Genomic DNA, 19,160 nt, shown 5'->3' with positions numbered 1-19,160 from the left:
CAGACTACGCGGCGTACCGGCCACGCGTTGCGTTCATCACGCATCGCCGCATGCCGCCCGACGTTCACCCGATGCACGGATATCCATGAAGTTTCAAACGCTGCTGACGCTCGGCTGTGCCACCTCGCTGCTTGCCGCCTGCAACCTGCTCCACGACGGTCCCGGATCGAGCGACGTCGACGCCGCGGTGCGCCGTGCGCTCGAAGCCGAAAACCACGGCGGCCTGAACGCGCTGTTCGGCCAGCCGCTGCCCGTGTCGGCCGACGTGATCTCGGCGAAACCCGATGGCGACTGCAAGAAGACCGGCGAGCGCACCTACACGTGCGACGTCGTGGTCACGTGGCGCAATACCGATTACTCGCCGTCGCGCGCGAACCTCACGTTCGTGCAGGCTGCCGACGGTTCGTGGCAGACATCGGGCGTCGATGCGGCCATCGCGACGGGCGCCGCCAAGTCGATGATCGACAGGATCGGCAAGGCATGGCCCGGCAATGCCGCCAGCGCCGCATCGGCGCCGCAGTAATGCCCCGGGCGGCCGTCCTGCCGATTGCGGTGGGCGGTGCAGCCGATGCGCACCGCACTGTCGCGCGCTGTTTGTCGAAGTCCTGCCCCCGATAACGGATGCCCCCGCCGGTCGCGACGAGCGCACCGGTGCACCGGTGCACCGGTCAGCGCCCGCGACCCGCTATGCCGGCAGCGGGTGCGCCCGGCGTCGGGCGGCCCGCCGCGCTCGCCGTGCCGGCATCCGCACCGATCCCCGACGCTTGTTCGATACGCGCTTCGGCGGCGCGGATGTCGTCCGGATACTGGCCCTTCAGCGGCTTGTAGCCCGCCTGCTCGAGCTGGCGCAACTGTGCGACGACTTCGGCTCGCGTAACGGGCGCGGCAGGCGATTGCGCGAACGACATGGCAGGGGCCGCAAGCGCCGCGGCAAGAACAAGCATGGAAAGCGTGGTTTTCATCTTCAGGATCTCCGAAAAACGGGGTACCCGGCACGGCACACGCGCCGCAACGGTGAGTCCATCTTGTTCGACCCGCGCTTAAGCCCGGATTAACGTGAAAAAGGGTGCAAACAATAACCCGCCATTGGTCAGACCTATTTCCAATATGCGGGCCGCAGTATAGGGAAAACCCTTAATTCGCGCTATAATCACCGGGTAGAAGAAAGGTCGAACCATGCCCGAACGTTTCCAATCCCTTGAAAAATTTGTGTTTTCCCTGATCGTGATGTCCGCGGTCGTCTGCTCCGCATTCCTCGCGTACGAGCGTCACCCCGAGATCAAGATCGCCCTGCACGAAGGCGAAGCGCTGATGCGCGAAAGCGCCAAGTATTCGGCCATCTGCTCGCCGTCGAAGGTCGATCCTTGCGTCGAGATGTCCGCGTACTGATACGCGCGTCGCAATCCGTTTCTGACTCGTCCGGCCGCTTTGGCGGCCGGCGTTCGTTCACGTAGCGCGCTCGGGGAATCCGTACCCCGGCCGCAAGACGGCGCGGATGTACACGCGCTGATCGACGCGCCGAGTCGCGGCACCCGCAGCGCCGAATCCAGCCGGCCCCGCTTCGAGCAATCGAGCGGGGCCGTTCTGTTTGCGCGGTCGAAATACACGGTCGAAACGATCGCCGTTTCCCGATCCATCACACGACGTTGCGCGGCTCGCCCGCCGCAAAGGCGGCGACGTTGTCGACGAGCTGGTCGGCCAGCGCCTGCATCGCCTCGTCGCTCGCCCACGCGACATGCGGCGTCAGGATGAAGGCCGGATGCAACAGGATCGCGTGAAACGGATGCGCGGCCGGCAGCGGCTCCTGCGTGACCACGTCGAACCCCGCCCCCGAGATCTGCCCCGACTGCAGCGCGTCGACCAGCGCGCTTTCATCCACGAGTCCGCCGCGCGCGGTATTGATCAGCAACGGGCGGCGCGCCATCCGCGCGAAGGCGCGCGCGTCGATCAGGTTTCGCGTGGCCGGCGTGAGCGGGCAGTGCAGCGTGATCACGTCGCTGTCGCGCAGCAGCGTGTCGAGCGGCACATGGTCGTCTCCCCGCGCGTCGCCGTGCGCAGCGAACAGCACGCGCATGTCGAGCGCGCGGGCGATCCCGGCCACCGCGCGGCCGAGTACGCCGTCGCCGACGATCCCGAGCGTCGAGCCGGCCAGGTCGCGGATCGGGTGATCGAAGAAGCAGAACTGTCCGCTGTCGAGCCAGCGTCCGGCCCGCACCGCGTCGCGATAGGCGACGACGCTGCGCCGCAGCGCGAAGATCAGCGCGAACGTGTGCTCGGGCACGGTGCGCACCGCATACCCGCGAATATTGCTGACGACGATGCCGTGCGCCGCGCACGCGTCGAGATCGACGATGTCGGTGCCGGTGGCCGCGATCGCGATCATCTTCAGGTGCCGCGCATCGGCGAGCGCCGCCGCGTCGAGCCGGACCTTGTTGGTGACGACGATGTCCGCGTCGCCGATACGTTCGGCCACCTCGTTCGCGCCCGTCCGTTCGAACGTATGGAGCGTGTGCGGAAACGGGAACGGCTTCAGCACGGTCTGCGGCGACAGCGTCGCGCGGTCGAGAAACACGATCTTCGCGGGGGAAGCGCTGGAAAACATGACGAGCCTCGCTGACGGGCGCCCGGCGGGCGCGCAACGGCAACGATTCTGCCAACGGCGCACGCGGTTCGGCTTGACCGTTGCGCGAGCGCGCTTTCCCGGATGGAAAGGCCGGCGCAGCGTACGTCCGGCACGCCCGCCCGCGAGCCTTTCCGTCCGGGAAAGGCTGGTTGAGCATCGAACGATTTTCGCCGGGTGCGAACGCCGTCATGATCGCCGTCATCGACAACACGATTTCATCGGAGACAGTCATGACGAGACCCCTGGACGGCATCCGCGTGCTGGAACTCGGCCAACTGATCGCCGGCCCGTTCGCGGGCCGGATGCTCGCGGAATTCGGCGCGGACGTGATCAAGGTCGAGCCGCCCGGCGTCGGCGACCCGCTGCGCAAATGGCGGCTGCTGCATGAAGGCACGTCGGTCTGGTGGGCCGTGCAGTCGCGCAACAAGCGCTCGCTCGCGCTCGACCTGCGCACCGCCGAAGGGCAGGACGTCGTGCGCCGCCTCGTCGCCGAAACCGACGTGCTGATCGAGAACTTCCGGCCCGGCACGCTCGAAGGCTGGGGGCTCGGCTGGGACACGCTGTCCGGCATCAACCCGGGGCTCGTGATGCTGCGCGTGTCCGGCTTCGGGCAAACCGGCCCGTACCGCGACCGGCCCGGTTTCGGCGTGATCGCCGAAGCGATGGGCGGCCTGCGGCACCTGACCGGCGAGCCCGGCCGCACGCCGGTGCGCGTGGGCGTGTCGCTCGGCGATTCGCTGTCGGCGCTGCACGGCGTGATCGGCGTGCTGCTCGCGCTGCGGCATCGCGAACAGCAGGGCGGCAAGGGGCAGGTCGTCGACGTCGCGCTGTACGAGTCGGTCTTCAACATGATGGAAAGCCTGCTACCCGAATACTCGGCGTTCGGCGCGGTGCGCGAGCCGGCCGGCAGCAGCCTGCCCGGCATCGCCCCGACCAACGCGTACCGGTGCCGCGACGGCAAGTACGCGCTGATCGCCGGCAACGGCGACAGCATCTTCCGGCGCCTGATGGCGCTGATCGCGCGCCCCGATCTCGGCAACGATCCGGCGCTCGAGCACAACGACGGCCGCGTCGCGCAGGTCGCGCGCATCGATGCGGCGATCGGCGAATGGAGTGCGCAACACGATCTCGACGACGTGCTGGCCGCGCTGAACGACGCGCGCATTCCGTCCGGGCGCATCTACGACGTCGCCGACATCGCGGCCGATCCGCATTACCGCGCACGCGACATGATCGTCGACGCCGCGTTGCCCGACGGCACGCCGGTGCTCGTGCCGGGCATCGTGCCGAAGCTGGGCGCGACGCCGGGACACATCGAGCGGGCGGCGCCCGCGCTCGGCGCGCATACCGATGCCGTACTCGAATCGATCGGCATCGACGCCGCGACGCGCGACGACTGGCGCACGCGCGGCGTGATCTGAACGGCCCCTGGAGCGACGACATGAACACACGATCCAAACGACTCTACATCCACGAAGTCGCGACGCGCGACGGTTTCCAGAACGAAGCGGCCTTCGTCGACACCGACGACAAGATCGCGCTCGTCGATGCGCTGAGCGCATGCGGCTACGCGAAGATCGAAGTCACGTCGTTCACGTCGCCGAAGGCGATTCCCGCGCTGCGCGACGCCGAGGCCGTGATGCACGGCATCGTGCGCGCGCCGGGCGTCGTCTATACGGTGCTCGTGCCGAACGTGCGCGGCGCGGAGCGCGCGCTGTCGTGCGGCGTCGACGAAGTGAACCTCGTGATGTCGATGAGCGAGAGCCATAATCGCGCGAACCTGCGGATGACCCGCGAGCAGTCGTTCGCGCAGTTGCGCGACGTGATCGACGCGGTGCGCGGCACGGGCGTCGCGATCAACGTGTCGCTGTCGACGGCGATGGGCTGCCCGATGGAGGGCGACGTGCGCGCCGAAACCGTGCTCGCGTGGATGCAGCGGTTCGCGGATCTCGGCGTGCACGGCTTCACGCTGTGCGACACGACCGGCATGGCGTTTCCGTCGCAGGTGCGCGACCTCGGCCAGCGCGCCCGCGAGCGCTTCGGCGCGCTGCAGCTCACGCTGCACTTTCACAACACGCGCGGGATGGCGCTCGCCAACACGCTCGCCGCGCTCGACGCGGGCATCGACCGCTTCGACGCGTCGCTCGGCGGGCTCGGCGGATGCCCGTACGCGCCGGGCGCGACCGGCAACGCGTGTACGGAAGAACTCGTGCACATGCTCGCGCTCGACGGCTACGATACCGGCATCGACCTCGCGGCCGTGCTTGCCGCGGCCGCGCGGCTGCCCGCGCTGATCGGGCACGACGTGCCGAGCCAGATCCTGAAGGCCGGGCGGCGCGCGGACCTTCATCCGGCGCCGCTCGCCGAAGCCGGCGACATGCCGGCGCAGCGGGCTTTCTCATGAACAGGAGCAAATCACATGGCGCTGATTGACCACCTCGACCACCTCGTGCTGACCTGCGTCGATCCGGAACGGACCAGGCACTTCTACACCGAGGTGCTGCAGATGCAGCTCGAAACCTTCGGCGCGGGGCGGCTCGCGTTCCGCTTCGGCAACCAGAAGATCAACCTGCACGTGCGCGGCGCAGAGTTCGAGCCGAAGGCGCACGTGCCGGTGCCGGGCGCGCTCGACCTGTGCTTCATCGCGTCGGTGCCGCTCGACGACGTAATCGCGCATCTGCAGCGCGTCGCATGGCCGATCGTCGAAGGGCCCGTCGAGCGCACCGGGGCGACGCAGAAAATCCGCTCGGTGTACGTGCGCGATCCGGACCTGAACCTGATCGAGATCTCGGAGCTGATCTGATGGAGCGGGGCGGCGCGCTGCGCCGCAGTCCTTCGCCGAAAGCGGACAGGCGCGCGCCCCGCTCGCCGATTCCGGATAGTCGGGCCCACCCGTGCTGCGGATAATGGGATAACGGCGTCGGCCTGTCCGCCGCCTTCGCAGCGGGCTCCACGCAGGGCCCGCGCATCCGCAATCCGACCCGGTGCTTCCCGAATGACGATCCTCTATCGCGGCATGGACCGCGCGGCACTCGACGCCGCCTACCTGAACACGAAGGCCATTCCCGATTTCCCGGCGGTGCTCGCGTCCTGCCAGGCCCGCAGCGCGGCGCTGTACGACGCGACACCCGGCAGCCGCGACCTGCGTTACGGCCCGCGTCCCGCGCAGCGCTTCGACTGGCTGCGCTGCGGCCGGCCCGACGCACCGCTGTTCGTGTTCATCCACGGCGGCTACTGGCAACACTGCGCGAAGGAGGATTTCGCGTACGCCGCGGCCGGGCCGCTCGCACGCGGCTTCGACGTCGTGCTCGCCGAATACACGCTCGCGCCGATCGCATCAATGACCGACATCGTCGCCGAGATCGGCGCCTTGCTCGATCATCTCGCGGCCGATCCGGACGGCATCGGCACCGCCGGCAGGCCGCTCCACCTGAGCGGGCACTCGGCGGGCGGCCACCTGACGGCCGTGCATCGCGCGCATCCGGCCGTCGTGTCGGCGCTCGCGATCAGCCCGCTCGTCGATCTCGAACCGATCTCGCTGTGCGTGCTCGACGACAAGCTGAAACTCACCGCGCACGAGATCGCCGCCTACAGCCCGCTGCACCATATCGGGCCCGGTGCGCCGACCGTCGTCGCGGTCGGCGCGGCCGAGTTGCCGGAACTCGTGCGGCAAGCGCGCGAATACGCCGACGCATGCGAAGCGGCCGGCGAACGCGTTGCGCGCGCCTGGTTGCCGGGCATGCAGCATTTCTCGGTGCTCGACGATCTCGCGAAGCCGGACAGCGCGATGCTCGCCGCATTGCAGGCGACGATATCGTGCTGACCGGGCCGTTTCGCGGCCGCACGGCCGCGCGTATGATCGGCATCGGGCCGACCCGGCACTGACCGCGCGCGCCGCACGGCTTTCCCCCAGGACCCACGACATGGTGAACCCGCTTCATTTCGATCTGCAGTCGCTGCGCGTGTTCGCGCTCGTCGCCGAGCACGGCAGCCTGACCAAGGCAGCCGAGCATGGCCAGCTCACGCTGTCCGCGGTCAGCAAGCGGATTGCGGAACTCGAGAGCGTGACGGGCAGTGCGCTGTTCGTCCGGCATGCGCGCGGCGTCGAGCTGACGCCCGCGGGCCGCGCGCTGCTCGACCATGCGGCGAAGGTGATCGAGCAGGTCAACCGGATGGCGCACGAGATGAGCGACTACGTCGCCGGCGTGCGCGGCCACATCCACGTGTGGACCAACACGTCGGCCATCGTCCAGTTCCTGCCGGCCGATCTCGCCGCGTTCCTCACCGGCAACCCGAGCATCAAGGTCAGTCTCGAAGAGCGGCTGAGCCACGAGATCGTCGACGCGCTCGCATCCGGCAAGGCCGATCTCGGCGTGTTCGCGGACAACGTCCCGGCCCCGGGCATCGAACGCCGTCTGTATCGACGCGACGAACTCGTGCTGCTCGTGCCGCGCGGGCATCGCTTCGCCGCGCTCGACAGCATCCGCTTCGCGGATACGCTCGATGAAGACTACGTCGGCCTGAGCGACGGCAGTTCGCTGCTCGCGCGGATGACCGACGCCGCGTTCGCGGTCGAACGTTCGCTGAAGCTGCGCATCCAGGTTTCGAATTTCGACGGCGTGAGCCGGATGATCGAGGCCGGGCTCGGAATCGGCGTGCTGCCGCGCGACGCGGTGACCCATGAGCGCGCAGCGCGGCTCGGGGTCGTGACGCTCGACGATGCGTGGGCGACGCGCACGCTGTGGGTCGGCGTGAAGGCCGGCACCGTGCTGACCACCGACATCGCGAAGCTGTTCGATTTCATGTCGGCGCGCTGAGCGCGCCGCAAACGCGACGTGCGGGGCATGCGTCGGCACGCCCCGCGTAGGTTGTCGCATTACACCGGATTGATGTCGTCCTGGCTGCGCCGCGTGGTCAGCGGCCCGAGCACGCGCAGCGTGACGGCAACGATGCCGAGCGCAACGGAAATCACGCCGAACATCGCGCCCGCGCCGTAATCGGCGAGCACCGGCAGCAGCATGAACGGCAGCGCGCCGCTGACGATGCGCGACAGCGCATACGTGCTGCCGATCGCCGTCGAGCGCACGCGTGCCGGGAAGATCTCGGCCTGGTACACGTGATACGCGTTGCTGAACACGTTCGACGCGCAGGTCGTCAGGAAACCGAAGCAGACGATCAGCGCCGTATTGCCCGAATACGCGAAGCCCAGCCCGAATGCGGCGATCGACAGGATCGACACGATCACCAGCGTGCGGCGCTCGATCCAGTTCAGCAGCGGGATCGACAGCAGCGAGCCGATCGGGTAGCCGATGAACGACAGCGCGATGAACAGCGTGCTGTCGGTCACGTCGAAGCCGCGGCTCTTGACGACCGTGCCCGCGAGCGTGCCGAACCCGTAATAGCCGAAGCCCTGGAACAGGTGAAACACCGCGAGCATCAGGTAACGCTTGCCGTACGGCTCGCGGCGCAACAGCGCAATGCGCTCGCCGATGCGCATCGGCCGCTGCGGTTCGGCCGATTCGGCGAACTGCTCGGGGGCGCGCACGCCGGCGCTTTGCGCGAAGCGCCGCGCGGCGGCATGGGCTTGCGCCGTGCGGCCTTGCGCGAGCAGCCAGCGCGGGCTTTCCGGCAGCCGGTGCTGGATCAGCAGCACGTACACGGCGCCGAGGCTGCCGATCGCGAGAATGATGCGCCAGCCGGCCACGCCCGCGATATGCAGCGGATTGAGCCACAGCGCGAGAAAACCGACCAGCGGCACCGCGACGTAGGAAGTCGTATAGGCCCACGCGGCGAGCCGCCCGCGCTTTTCCTTCGGCAGGATTTCGGACAGGAAGCTGTCGGCGACCGGATAGATCGCGCCGACGCCGATGCCCGTCAGGAACCGGCATGCGACCAGCATGTCGGCGTTCACCGAGCACGCGCCGACCAGCGAGAACGCGCTATACCAGACGAGCGTCATCAGGAACGCCTTGCGGCGGCCAATGCGGTCGGCGAGGCTGCCCAGGCAGGCCGCGCCGACGAACATCCCGATGAACGCGGACGCGAGCAGCAGCTTGAAATCGGCGCTTTGCCGGCTCAGTCCGTATTCGTGCTGCAAAGCGGTGCCGATCGTGCTGACGAGGAAGATCTCGTACATGTCGAAGAACAGCCCGATGCCGATCACCCACACGACGAACCGGTGCAATGCGCCGACCGGCAGGTCGTCCATGAATTCGCCGAGCGTGACGCTGCGGGCGGGCAGGGGCGCCGCATCGGCGCCGGCCCGGTCCGCCGCTGGTCTTGCGGATGCGGGTCCGCCCGCATTGCCGCCGAGGTCGAGGGATTGGCTGTTCATCGTGTCTCCTGATTATCAATATGCCGTGGCGCCGTGCCCGGCCGTTCGCGGCCGGCATGACCGGCCCGGTCGCGCGACGCGACGGCGGAACGCGTGCGGCCCGTGACAGGCCGGATGCGCGGGCTGCGCCGATCGTCCGAAACATGGTCGGCGAATTCGTGCGGCTCGATAATTGCGCATGCCTCAAGCATCCTTTCCCGTGCAGAAAGGCTGCGAAACGCCCGCGGGGCGGGCGTCGGATGCGGGCCCCGCCGCCGCGCGAGCGCCGGGGCAGGGAAAACCATGGGGTGTTGAAGTCGAACAGTTGCGGCCCGCCGTGACGGCCGCGGCGCCGTTTCACGTCGGTGCGGCGCGCGTCGCCTCGCGTATTTGTCTGCTCGTTAGCGAAGGACGTGCAGCGAATGGCGTGCGCCGTCCGGGTTCACGGCGATGCGCACGGATCCGCGTGTTCGGCTGCCGCCTTTGCGTCCGCCTGGTCATGCCGCACCGTCTCCGACGCGATGGCCTGCAGGCTTGCCGCCATGTCCGGCGCGATGCCGAGTTGCGCGGCCGCTTGTTCGCGCGGCCCCAACGTGCGAACGTCGACCCCGCTGATCTGCTGGAACAGCACGAGCGCGCTCAGATACGCGCCGAGCACGCCCGGATGCAGGTAGTCGGGCCGCGAGATCGGCGGGTCGTTCTGCGCGCGGATGCCGTACCACAGCAGCGGCGCACCCGACGGCGCATACGGATCGGCGGCGGCGACACCCGTCGCCCACGCACGCTGCCACGCGCGTCCGACCGGTGCGACGGCGACGATCGACGGGTCGGTCCGGCGTGCGCCTTCGTACGCATCGCGATACGCGGCGACGATCGCGGCGAGACGCTCGACGTAGCGTGCGTGAAAGCCGCCGCTGTCCGGATCGCCGGCGAGCGTTTTCGCGAGATCGGCGCGCGGCCAGGTTTCGTACAGGTACACGCGTGCATGCGGCGCCGCCGCCCGAATGCCGCGCGCCAGCTTCGCGACGCTTGCGCAGAAGCCGGCCGGATCGCTGGCGCGGCTGTGCGTGAGCGCGAACGGCAGCGGCTTCGTACTCAGTTCCTGCAGCACGACCGCATCCCAGGCGGGGCGATCGATCACGTCCGATGCGACGCGATCGTGTTTCGCGAGGCTCGTCGCCGACATCGCCTCGAGATGAACGTCATAGTCGAGCCCGGCTTCGCGCGCGAAGCGTGCGACGATGCCCGGAATGCCGCCCCACGGGCCCGGTTCGCGTTCCGCGCGTGCACCGGTCTGCCCGTCGTTTTCGTCGACGACCGACGCGTCGCCACCGGCCGCCTGGTCGCCGGGACGCATCGCGCCGTACGAACGCACGGGCGTGTAGCGGCCATGCGTGAGGCTGTCGCCGACGAACAGGATGTGTTGTGTCGCGTGAGCGTCGCGCACCGGCGAAGCGGCGATCGCCGGCCCGGCGCACAGCAGCGCCGCGGCGCATGCGAGCACACGGCGCGCAAGGAAGAAGGGCGAGGATACGGCGGGCATTTCGCTCATCTCGGGGTTCCGGAGAGACGCGTGGCGCCAGTATTCCACGAAGCGAAGCGCCGCGACCGGGCGGAGCAGGTATCGCGGTGCGAATACGATGGATGGCTCGTCGGTCTTTCCGCTACCGGCAACACCGACACGCGCGACAACGGCAGTCGGTCGCGCGACCGACTGTGTCGACATGCCAACGACCTGCGCGAGCCGCGCATACCGCATGCGCGGCCGACGAAGCCGATATCGGACCGGCCGGTGCGTTGCATGCGGACATGCGACGAACGCACCGGCCCGCACATCATTTCAGTTCCGGATTCTGCTGCGTCGCACACGTGCGCAACGCGGCGACGACGTCCGTCTTGCCCAGCTTCTCGAACAGGTCGGCCATCTCCATCTGCGCGACGGGGTCGCCCTCGCGCGCCGCGCGCCAGCGCAGCGACGCGATCATGCCGCGCATGCGCTCGCCGGGCGTCTCGCCGTCGTAGCCCGACATCGCCTGCAGCACGTCCGCGAGCTTGTTGTATCCGGCCGGCACATGATGCACGAGCAGCCACGCGATCGCCGGCTGCGCGCCTTCCCAGTCCTCGTCCTCCAGCGAACTGTTCACCAGACGCGCGGCCGCGCGCCAGGAACCGAGCGACGCGGCCTTCGCGTATGCCTTGTCGGCATCGCGGCCGCGCGGCGACGGCGCCGCGTCGAACGCGGCCTGCGCGTCGGCCGACGGCGGCGGCAACGCGAGCTTCGTGCAGCGGAATTCAGCCGCGTCGGGCGCGTGACCGGGCAGCTCGGCCCAGCGCGCCTGGTCCTTCAGGGTGCGCTCGAGCGTCGGCCGCACGTCGCTTTCCTTGATCGACGCGAACACCCAGTCGGCACGGACATGACGCGCGGCGTCCCAGTCGTCTTCCGCGACGGCGTGTTGCGCGAATATCAGGCAACCGGCCACGCAGCCGATCCGGAACATCTTGCGGGGGAGCATGTTCATGGTCGATTCCGGTTTCAATGCGCGGCGATGACGAATGCGGTGAGCGCGATCGGGAACAGGGCCAGGCCGAGGAGGCCGATCGCACCATCGGCCGCCATCGTGATCGGCGACAGCGCGAGCTTCGCGCCCTGGCCGAGCACCGACGGCCGCTCGATCACCTTGACGTCGTAGGCGTGATTGAACGCCTGCGGGATCGACGACGGCGTGACGTCGTTCGGCTGGTAACGCTTGCCGCTGATCGTGCCGCTTTCCGTCAGCTTGTAGCCCTGGTCCTTGAAGCCGTCGGCGAGCGCACGCGCGCGGAGTTCGGAGCCGGCCGGCGCATCCTCGCGCGCGAGCTGTAACACGTAACGCCCGGTGATCTTGTCGCCGTGCGTCTCGAAATCGTCGAAATCGGTATACAGCTTGGGACGATAGGGCGCCGTGAGGTTGACGGCGAGCGCCGGCGGCACATCGAAAATGTAGTGATACCGCGTGCCGAGCACGACGAGTTTCTTCCCGTCCGCGCTGATCAGGAACGCCGAAAGCGTTTCCCGGTATTCCGGATCCTTCATCACGTGATTGGTAACGGGGCCGAAGTGGGTGCAACCGGCGAGCACACCGGACGCTGCCACGGCAGGCAGCACGAGAAATGTTCTTCTTTTCATGAGTTGTCTTCGTATTGTTCGTTATGCCGTGAAACCGCTTGATGTCGGGCGCTGCGTTCGGTGAACGCTGCGCGCTGACGGCCTTGGATGCGGTTTCCCGGTCCGCTATTCTATGAGGAAACCGGAAGCGCGATACCGGCCGCCGTCGCGGCAGGTGCGTGCTTCTGCAGCCCACAGGAGGCAACCGACGATGAATCACCCGACCGACAACCGGACCCTGTTGCGCACGCTCGGCATCCGCGTCCCGATCATCCAGGCGCCGATGGCCGGCGTCAGCACACCGGCGCTGGCGGCGGCCGTGTCGAACGCGGGCGGCCTCGGCTCGCTCGGCGTCGGCGCAACGAACGCCGACGGTGCGCGCAAGATGATCCGCGACACGCGCGCGCTCACCGACCGGCCGTTCAACCTCAACCTGTTCTGCCACCAGCCGGCCGTCGCCGACGCTGCCGTCGAACGCGCGTGGCTCGACTGGCTCGCGCCGGCGTTTCGCGCACAGGGTGCGACGCCGCCCGCGTCGCTGTCGGAGATCTACACGAGCTTCGTCGCGGACGACGCGATGCTCGCGATGCTGCTCGATGAAAAGCCCGCCGTCGTCAGCTTCCATTTCGGGCTGCCGTCCGACGAGGCGATCGCCACGTTGAAGCGCGCGGGCATCACGCTGTTCGCGGCCGCGACGAATCTCGACGAAGCCCGGCAGATTGCCGCGGCCGGCATCGACGCGATCGTCGCGCAGGGCATCGAGGCCGGCGGGCACCGCGGCGTGTTCGACTCGACCGCTCACGACGACCGGCTCGGCACGTTCGCGCTGACGCGCCTGATCGTGCGCGAATGCGCGCTGCCGGTGATCGCGGCAGGCGGCATCATGGACGGCGACGGCGTTGCCGCCGCGCTCGCGCTCGGCGCGCAGGCCGCGCAGCTCGGCACGGCCTTCGTCGCGTGCCCGGAGACGTCGATCGACGACGGCTATCGTCGCGCGATCCTCGGCGATGCCGCACGGCGCACGACGTTCACGACCGCGATTTCCGGCCGCATCGCGCGCGGCATCGCGAACCGGCTGACCGCGCTCGGCGACGATCCGCATGCACCCGCCACGCCGGCCTATCCGATCGCCTACGACGCGGGCAAGGCGCTGCATGCGGCCGCGAAGGCGAAAGGCGAGTTCGGCTACGGCGCGCAATGGGCCGGGCAGGCCACGCCGCTCGTCCGGTCGTTGCCGGCCGCGGAACTGTTCGCGACGCTCGAGCGCGAAACCCGTGAGGCCATCGCGCGGTTGCAGCACGTGCTGGACTGATTTCCCGGCATCCGCGGCGACACGCATCCGGCGCCGCACAATTGCAATGCTCTGTATCTGCGCGCCGTGCGGATACAGAGCGATACAACGCATCGACACGCGTCCGCTATAACGCAGGCATGACCTCTCGAGGAGCACCTCATGTCTGCCACGTGGTTCAACGGGTCCTGCCATTGCGGGGCCGTCCGATTCGAAGTCCGCACCGCGCTCGCGCCGGCGGCTCGCTGCAACTGCAGCCTCTGCCGCCGCCGCGGTGCGCTGATGAGCCCGATGTTCCCCGCGAGCGACCTGAAAATCGTCGCGGGCGAGGGCGCGCTCACGCTCTATCGCTTCAACACGCACACGGCCCGTCACTATTTCTGCAGCCATTGCGGCGTCTATCCGTTCCACCAGACGCGCAAGGACCCCGGATGCTGGCGCGTCAATCTCGGCTGCCTCGACGGTGTCGATCCGTATGCGCTCGACGCATCGGTCGCCGACGGCGCGAGCCTTTCCGTCGTGGAGGACGCATGAAACGCTGGCTGATGATCCTGCTGTTCGCCGCGGGCGGGCTCGCGACCGAAATCGCGCATCCGGTGCAGTGCTCGCTGCTGTCGGTCAGCCGGCAGCGGACCGGCGCGCGTCGCGGGCCGGGCCACCGCGCGCGAAACTGACCCCGCACGGGCGCTCGGGCTCACGCATGCTCTTGATCGGAAGCGATAATCATGCTCCCGATAAGATCGCATGCGATATATAATGCGTTCATCTGCGGCCGATCGCGTGTCGCTGGAGGACGTTCATGAAACCGACCGAAGCACAATCGCCTGCCACGCCGAAGCTGTCCGAGTTTCTGTGTTTTGCGATCTATTCGACGAACCTTGCGTTCGGCAAGGCGTACAAACCGATCCTCGAAGAACTCGGCCTCACGTACACGCAATACATCACGATCATTGCGCTGTGGGAAGAGGGCAATCAGACCGTCGGGCAACTCGGCGAAAAGCTGTTCCTCGAATCGAACACGCTGACGCCGATCCTGAAGAAGCTCGAGGCGATGGGCTATCTGGAGCGGCATCGCGATCCGTCGGACGAGCGCCAGGTGCTCGTGAGCCTGACGAAAAGCGGCCGCCGCGTGCGCGAGAAAGGGCTCGACATGAACCTGATCGAAGCGACCGGCCTGAAACCGGATGAATTCGCGAAGATGCAGAAGGCGATCGTCACGCTGCGCGGCAATCTGATCGACTCGGTCAACGAATAGGCGACTGGACGCAGATTCGATATCCGGCCGGCGCAGCGGCTTTCGCCGGCCATGGTCTTTTCCGCGATTTTCCGCGCCTGTCGGCTCGCCCGGGCCGACGTGGTGCGCCGCCGATTACGAACGCTCTTCCGATTCACTCGCCGCGCTTCCCAGCACCAGCAGATGCATGTCGCGGCGCGTGACGAAGCCGAGTGCCAGATAGCGTTCGATCGCGACGCGATTCGACGAGAGCACGTGCAGAAACGGCGTTTCCCCGCGTGCGCGCAGGGTTGCGATCGACGACCGAATCAGTCCCGCCGCGAGCCCCTGGCCGCGGAATGCGGGATCCACGCACACCGCGCTGATCTCCACGTGCCCGCCGGCCCTCAGCCGCTGACCGCTCATCGCCACGAGCCGGCCCTCCCTGCGGACCCCGATATAGCCGCCGAATTCGATCGTGCGCGGGCCGAACGGGCCCGGCTCCGTCGCCGCGATCAGTTCGAGCATCTCCGGCACGTCGGCTTCGGACAGCGGGACATGCTCAAAGGGATGCGCGTCATCGAACGCACCTTGCCAGACCATCTGATGCAGCACCGCGCGCCAGACCACGGAAAAGCCAGCCGGCGTCGGGATTTCGTCCGGCGTGACCAGCGCGGCAGGCCCGTGCGCGTCGATCAGGCCACGCAATGCGTCGAAGGCGGCCGCGCTACGGTCGGCCATGCCGGCAAACGGCGCGACCGTCGGCGGAAACCGCCGCGCGCGATCGTCGCCCAGCGCGAAACGGCGCTGTTCGCCGGCGAGTGCGTTCCATACCGCGTTGTCGAGCGGGTGCAGCGTGTTGGCTGCAGATCCTGTCGTTGCTTCCAGCATCGCCGGTTCCTCGAGTGAAGGCTGTTCGTCGCACAGCATAGACGGGATCGTCTGCGCCGGCAGCACCCCAACAAAAAGCGCACGCGATTACATCGCATGCGCTTTATTTGATGGACGTTACCGCCGGTTGCGGCGCGACGCTCAATGGCCGAAATAGATCGAACGCTCGGCGATGCGCGTCGTCACGCGGCTGCCCGATTGCATGACGGGGGCGGCGTCGTTGCCGTAACCGGACGTCGCCATCTCGGCCGTCACGGTGTCGTTCGCATGGATATGGGCCAGCGCGGCCTGCAGGTCGTCCGGATAGTGCGGATCGTTCGCGCGGCCCGGCGCATAGCCGGCCGCCTCGAGCTGCGCGAGTTCGGCGCGCACGTGTGCACGCGTCACGCCGGCATCATTGGCAAAGGCTGGCGCAGCCACGGCAGCGGACACGGCGACGAGCAGGGCAGCGATCAGTTGGGTTTTCATCATTTACCTCGACAAGAAAATGGAAGGACAGGTGCGAGGGCGGCGCTCCGCCCGATGACGCGTTCAGGCGATGTGGATCTCGACGTCGATGTTGCCGCGCGTCGCCTTCGAATACGGGCAGGTCTGATGCGCGGTATCGACGATGTGCTGCACGACGTCACGGTCGAGCCCCGGCGCGCTCACGTTCAGGCGCGCCTGCAGGAAGTACGCATTGCCGCCCGTGCCAAGGTCCACTTCGGCATCGACCGCGAGATCGGCCGGCAGCGCCACCTTCGCCGCGCGCGCCGCAAGCTGCATCGCGCCGATGAAGCAGGCCGACCAGCCGGCTGCGAACAGTTGTTCCGGATTGGTGCCGGTGCCCGCGCTGCCCGGCGACGACAGCTGGATGTCGAGGCGGCCGTCGGAACTGCGTGCGACGCCGTCGCGGCCGCCGGAAGTCGTATGCGTCTTGCCCGTGTACAGCACTTTTTCGATCTTGCTCATCATTCACTCCACCAGGTTTGAAGGTTTTCATCAGATGCGATTCGATCGCATGCGATGCAGTTTGGTCGAGACGCCTCGCCGAGTCAATCTCATTCGATTAAATCGCATGCGATATTTTGTATTTCAATGTATCTGAAATGCGTCACGCCTTTTACGACAAGGCTTCTCGACGATCGAACCCTGATAATCGGGGGCGCGGAAAGATGACCGATTCCGGGCAAGCAGGGGGGAGGGAGATTCACCCGGCCGGATTTTCCATAAAGCGAACAAACTCATTGTCATTATTTCGCTTTCTACAAAGCAACGTCTCTTCTAACCTTGCCGCACCCGATCGCAAGGCGGGGCGCCCACGGCCCGCGCTTGCCCGGACAACGAGCACAATCGAAACGGAGACCTCACGTGTCGCGCGTCAGCCCTGTTGCAACCGCCACGGATTCCCGGCGGACCGGAACCCTCGCGAACCTGCGATCCATCTTCAGCGGATCGGTAGGCAACCTCATCGAGTATTACGACTGGTACGTCTATTCGGCGTTTTCGCTGTACTTCGCGAAGGCGTTCTTTCCGAACGGCAACCTGACCGTGCAGTTGCTGAATACGGCGGCGATCTTTGCCGTCGGTTTCATCATGCGTCCGATCGGCGGCTGGCTCGTCGGCATGTACGCGGATCGCAAAGGGCGCAAGGCCGCGCTGCTCGTGTCGGTGCTGGCCATGTGCGCCGGCTCGCTGATCATCGGCCTGACGCCCGGCTACGCGACCATCGGCATCGCCGCGCCCGTGCTGCTGGTCCTGGCGCGCCTGCTGCAAGGGTTGAGCCTTGGCGGCGAATACGCCAGTTCGGCGACGTACCTGAGCGAGATGGCCGATCCGTCCAGCCGCGGCTTCTATTCGAGCTTCCTGTTCGCGACGCTGTCGCTCGGCCAGTTGCTCGCGATGGGCGTGCTGGTGGTGCTGCAGCAGTTTTTCCTGACCACCACGCAACTCGAAAGCTGGGGCTGGCGCATCCCGTTCCTGCTCGGATCGCTGCTCGCCTGCAGCGCGATCTTCCTGCGCAGCAACATGGAGGAAACCGCGTCGTTCGAGCAGCATCGCCGGAGCAAGCGTCGCCACGCGTCGATCGCGGACCTGTTTCGCCACAAGCGCGAATGCCTGATCGTGGCCGGCCTGACGCTCGGCGGCACCGTCGCGTTTTATGCGTACACCACGTACATGCAGAAATTCCTCGTCAACAGCGCGGGGATGAGCAAGGCCAACGCATCCATGGTTTCCGTGCTCAGCCTGCTGGCGTTCGTCGTGATGCAGCCGATCTTCGGCAGCCTGTCCGATCGCATCGGCCGCCGCCCGCTGCTCATCGCGTTCGGCGTACTCGGCACGCTCTGCACCGTGCCGATTTTCCGGGCGCTCAGCAACGTTCAGACGACCGGCGGCGCACTCGCGCTGATCATCGTCGCACTCCTGATCGTCAGCCTGTATTCGTCGGTCAGCGCGGTGGCGAAGGCCGAACTGTTCCCGGTCGGCGTGCGCGCACTGGGCGTGGGGTTGCCGTATGCGATCACGGTGTCGCTGTTCGGCGGAACCGCCGAATACGTCGCGCTGTGGATGAAGAGCATCGGACACGAAGCGTGGTTCTTCTATTACGTGTCGGCCTGCGTGCTCGTCTCGCTGCTGTGCTATCTGTGGATGCCCGATCCCAAGCGCGTGTCGCGTATCGACGAAGCGTGACGAGCGCACGCATCGACCGGGCCGCCCGCGCGTCACGCCGGGCGGCCCGGTACCTGTTACCTGTCAGCGGAAATCCGCGTACTGCCGCACCAGCGACAGCATCGACGGAATCAGCCCGCGCACGTCGCCGCGACGCCACTGGAACGCATACGGAAGCGGCGCCAGCGGCGGCTCGCTCGCCAGCTCCACGAGATCGCCGCCCAGCCGCGCACGCGCCCAGTCGACCGGCAGGAAGCCGATGCCGACGCCTTCGCGCAACATGCCGGCCACCGCACTCCAGTTGTTGCACGCGATCCTGCGAGCGTGATTGATGCCGCACGCCAGCAGCCAGTCGTCGAGAATGCGCGTCACGCCCGAGCCGGACGGCAGCAGCACCAGCGCATGGCTGGCGATCAGCGCCGGCGTCAGCACGCGCTCGCGGCCGACCAGCGCGTCGGCCGCCATCCACGCGAACCGCGCTTCCGCGACCGGCTGCGACAGCACGCTGGCGCGCGACGAACGGCCCGCGATGACCGCGAAGTCCAGCTCGCCCGCATCGACTTTCTCTTCGAGCGCCGCCCCCACGTCGACATACGGCTCCAGCGCCAGCTTCGGATGCTGCTTCTGGACGGCCGCCACGAAACGCGGCAGCCACGTCAACGCCGACAGCTCGCCGACCCCGAAGCGCAGCCGGCCGCTCAATCCTTCGTCCCGCGCCACCGAGTCCTGCAGCGCAGCGACAGATTCCAGCACGCGCACCACGGCCGGCAACAACGCCTCGCCGTCGTCGGTCAGCACGGCCCGATGGCCGCTCCGGTCGAACAGCGTGCGCTCGACGACCTGTTCCAGCTCGTTGATGCGCTTGGACAACGACGACACCGACAGATGCAGTCGTTGCGCCGCGGTCGAGAAGTTGGCGCACGTCGCCGCCCAGTAGAACGCATCGAGTTGCTTGAGAGTCGGGGTCGCCATTGTCTTTCGCTTTTATCGAACAAATTCATTGGAAGATTATCGCTTTTTATGAACCTCGCGCGT

22 protein-coding genes are annotated in these 19,160 nt (G+C 67.5%); 12 read left to right on the top strand and 10 right to left on the bottom strand.

Translation table 11 applies throughout. The features are described 5' to 3' along the window. The first annotated feature begins 85 nt into the window (after positions 1-85). Positions 86-523, top strand: coding sequence for a hypothetical protein (locus BX604_RS36155; RefSeq protein WP_098556466.1), 438 nt, complete (start codon positions 86-88; stop codon positions 521-523). 145 nt (positions 524-668) lie between these two features. Here BX604_RS36155 and BX604_RS36150 read toward each other — a convergent pair whose 3' ends face one another. Further along, positions 669-962, bottom strand: a complete 294-nt coding sequence (locus BX604_RS36150; RefSeq protein ID WP_098556464.1) for a DUF4148 domain-containing protein — start codon at positions 960-962, stop codon at positions 669-671. 214 nt (positions 963-1,176) lie between these two features. On the opposite strand from BX604_RS36150, the gene BX604_RS36145 reads away from it, so the two are divergent. Next, on the top strand, positions 1,177-1,389 hold the full coding sequence (locus BX604_RS36145; RefSeq protein WP_096505276.1) for a hypothetical protein: 213 nt from the start codon (positions 1,177-1,179) through the stop codon (positions 1,387-1,389). A 247-nt stretch (positions 1,390-1,636) separates the two neighbouring features. Here the strand turns inward: BX604_RS36145 and BX604_RS36140 are convergent, their stop codons facing one another. Further along, positions 1,637-2,602, bottom strand: a complete 966-nt coding sequence (locus tag BX604_RS36140) for a D-2-hydroxyacid dehydrogenase (protein ID WP_098556462.1) — start codon at positions 2,600-2,602, stop codon at positions 1,637-1,639. 251 nt (positions 2,603-2,853) lie between these two features. Between BX604_RS36140 and BX604_RS36135 the strand changes: the two genes are divergently transcribed. The 5 genes from BX604_RS36135 to BX604_RS36115 all read left to right on the top strand — a co-directional run bounded on the left by BX604_RS36135 (position 2,854) and on the right by BX604_RS36115 (position 7,440). Continuing rightward, complete coding sequence (locus tag BX604_RS36135; protein ID WP_098556604.1) at positions 2,854-4,044, top strand: CaiB/BaiF CoA transferase family protein; 1,191 nt, start codon at positions 2,854-2,856, stop codon at positions 4,042-4,044. Positions 4,045-4,064: 20 nt separating this feature from the next. Continuing rightward, on the top strand, positions 4,065-5,027 hold the full coding sequence (locus tag BX604_RS36130) for a hydroxymethylglutaryl-CoA lyase (protein WP_098556460.1): 963 nt from the start codon (positions 4,065-4,067) through the stop codon (positions 5,025-5,027). Between the two features lie 15 nt (positions 5,028-5,042). Continuing rightward, entirely contained in the window at positions 5,043-5,426 is a 384-nt protein-coding gene (locus BX604_RS36125) for a VOC family protein (protein WP_098556458.1), read from the top strand. Positions 5,427-5,618: 192 nt separating this feature from the next. Beyond that, a complete protein-coding gene (locus BX604_RS36120; RefSeq protein ID WP_098556456.1) occupies positions 5,619-6,446 on the top strand; it encodes an alpha/beta hydrolase in 828 nt (275 codons plus the stop codon). A 100-nt stretch (positions 6,447-6,546) separates the two neighbouring features. Next, positions 6,547-7,440, top strand: coding sequence for a LysR family transcriptional regulator (locus BX604_RS36115; RefSeq protein ID WP_098556454.1), 894 nt, complete (start codon positions 6,547-6,549; stop codon positions 7,438-7,440). Between the two features lie 59 nt (positions 7,441-7,499). On the opposite strand, the gene BX604_RS36110 is transcribed toward BX604_RS36115, so the two are convergent. The 4 genes from BX604_RS36110 to BX604_RS36095 form a co-directional block, all read right to left on the bottom strand. Continuing rightward, positions 7,500-8,957, bottom strand: a complete 1,458-nt coding sequence (locus BX604_RS36110) for an MFS transporter (protein ID WP_098556452.1) — start codon at positions 8,955-8,957, stop codon at positions 7,500-7,502. Between the two features lie 421 nt (positions 8,958-9,378). Continuing rightward, positions 9,379-10,488, bottom strand: a complete 1,110-nt coding sequence (locus BX604_RS36105; RefSeq protein ID WP_098556602.1) for a hypothetical protein — start codon at positions 10,486-10,488, stop codon at positions 9,379-9,381. A 283-nt stretch (positions 10,489-10,771) separates the two neighbouring features. After that, complete coding sequence (locus BX604_RS36100) at positions 10,772-11,455, bottom strand: hypothetical protein (protein WP_098556450.1); 684 nt, start codon at positions 11,453-11,455, stop codon at positions 10,772-10,774. A gap of 14 nt (positions 11,456-11,469) precedes the next feature. Beyond that, complete coding sequence (locus tag BX604_RS36095; RefSeq protein ID WP_098556448.1) at positions 11,470-12,102, bottom strand: 5-formyltetrahydrofolate cyclo-ligase; 633 nt, start codon at positions 12,100-12,102, stop codon at positions 11,470-11,472. Between the two features lie 190 nt (positions 12,103-12,292). On the opposite strand from BX604_RS36095, the gene BX604_RS36090 reads away from it, so the two are divergent. The 4 genes from BX604_RS36090 to BX604_RS36080 all read left to right on the top strand — a co-directional run bounded on the left by BX604_RS36090 (position 12,293) and on the right by BX604_RS36080 (position 14,627). Next, entirely contained in the window at positions 12,293-13,393 is a 1,101-nt protein-coding gene (locus BX604_RS36090; RefSeq protein ID WP_098556446.1) for an NAD(P)H-dependent flavin oxidoreductase, read from the top strand. A 141-nt stretch (positions 13,394-13,534) separates the two neighbouring features. After that, positions 13,535-13,906, top strand: coding sequence for a GFA family protein (locus BX604_RS36085; protein ID WP_098556444.1), 372 nt, complete (start codon positions 13,535-13,537; stop codon positions 13,904-13,906). After that, a complete protein-coding gene (locus BX604_RS39260) occupies positions 13,903-14,046 on the top strand; it encodes a hypothetical protein (protein WP_179894948.1) in 144 nt (47 codons plus the stop codon). The genes BX604_RS36085 and BX604_RS39260 overlap by 4 nt, the downstream gene beginning before the upstream one ends. A 125-nt stretch (positions 14,047-14,171) precedes the next feature. Further along, a complete protein-coding gene (locus tag BX604_RS36080; RefSeq protein ID WP_098556442.1) occupies positions 14,172-14,627 on the top strand; it encodes a MarR family winged helix-turn-helix transcriptional regulator in 456 nt (151 codons plus the stop codon). A 114-nt stretch (positions 14,628-14,741) separates the two neighbouring features. On the opposite strand, the gene BX604_RS36075 is transcribed toward BX604_RS36080, so the two are convergent. The 3 genes from BX604_RS36075 to BX604_RS36065 all read right to left on the bottom strand — a co-directional run bounded on the left by BX604_RS36075 (position 14,742) and on the right by BX604_RS36065 (position 16,427). Then, positions 14,742-15,476 carry a GNAT family N-acetyltransferase gene (locus BX604_RS36075; RefSeq protein ID WP_098556600.1) on the bottom strand — a complete coding sequence of 245 codons (735 nt, stop codon included), beginning with the start codon at positions 15,474-15,476 and terminating at the stop codon, positions 14,742-14,744. A 141-nt stretch (positions 15,477-15,617) separates the two neighbouring features. Beyond that, the gene (locus tag BX604_RS36070; RefSeq protein WP_098556598.1) at positions 15,618-15,944 is read right to left on the bottom strand and encodes a DUF4148 domain-containing protein; all 327 of its coding nucleotides are present in this window, start codon (positions 15,942-15,944) and stop codon (positions 15,618-15,620) included. Between the two features lie 63 nt (positions 15,945-16,007). Beyond that, positions 16,008-16,427 carry an organic hydroperoxide resistance protein gene (locus BX604_RS36065; RefSeq protein ID WP_098556596.1) on the bottom strand — a complete coding sequence of 140 codons (420 nt, stop codon included), beginning with the start codon at positions 16,425-16,427 and terminating at the stop codon, positions 16,008-16,010. Positions 16,428-16,826: 399 nt separating this feature from the next. On the opposite strand from BX604_RS36065, the gene BX604_RS36060 reads away from it, so the two are divergent. Further along, positions 16,827-18,146: an MFS transporter gene (locus tag BX604_RS36060; protein ID WP_098556440.1), complete on the top strand. Its 1,320-nt coding sequence runs from the start codon at positions 16,827-16,829 to the stop codon at positions 18,144-18,146. Positions 18,147-18,209: 63 nt separating this feature from the next. Here BX604_RS36060 and BX604_RS36055 read toward each other — a convergent pair whose 3' ends face one another. Further along, entirely contained in the window at positions 18,210-19,097 is an 888-nt protein-coding gene (locus tag BX604_RS36055) for a LysR family transcriptional regulator (RefSeq protein WP_098556438.1), read from the bottom strand. Between the last annotated feature and the right edge of the window lie 63 nt (positions 19,098-19,160).

It is taken from the genome of Burkholderia sp. JKS000303 (assembly GCF_002563755.1).
Taxonomy (GTDB): Bacteria; Pseudomonadota; Gammaproteobacteria; order Burkholderiales; family Burkholderiaceae; genus Burkholderia; species Burkholderia anthina_B.
The sequence above is the reverse complement of the archived record's forward strand: the minus strand, read 5'-3'. Positions and strand labels throughout refer to the sequence as shown.